This is a genomic window from Neisseria sp. P0009.S007 (assembly GCF_051962515.1).
Window position 1 is genome coordinate 1 of the sequence record NZ_JBQCVF010000849.1, and the last position, 526, is coordinate 526.

At 49.6% G+C, this 526-nt stretch carries 1 protein-coding gene; it reads left to right on the forward strand.

Going from position 1 to position 526, the window contains the following annotated elements:
* A partial coding sequence (locus ACTHS3_RS16740) for a DEAD/DEAH box helicase (RefSeq protein WP_440368608.1) occupies positions 1 to 526 on the forward strand: 526 nt, incomplete at both ends.

Genomic DNA, 526 nt, shown 5'->3' on the forward strand with positions numbered 1-526 from the left:
CCTCGAACGCCTGAAACGCTACGCCACATCCAGCACCTCCCCTGCCATGCACCCCGTCCGTATGTTGGTATTGACCCCTACCCGCGAATTGGCCGATCAAATCGATCAAAACGTGCAGGCCTATATTAAAAATCTTCCTTTGCGCCATACTGTCCTCTTCGGCGGCGTCAATATGGACAAACAAACTGCCGACTTGCGCACCGGTTGCGAAATTGTTGTCGCTACGGTTGGCCGACTACTTGACCACGTCAAACAAAAAAACATCAATTTAAACAAAGTTGAAATCGTTGTACTCGATGAAGCCGACCGTATGCTTGATATGGGTTTCATCGACGATATCCGCAAAATCATGCAGATGTTGCCCAAACAGCGACAAACCCTGCTCTTTTCCGCCACTTTCTCACCGCCTATCCGCAAGCTTGCGCAAGATTTTATGCACACGCCTGAAATGGTCGAGGTGGCCGCGCAAAACACCACCAACGCCAATGTCGAGCAACACATCATTGCCGTTGATGCACTTAAAAAA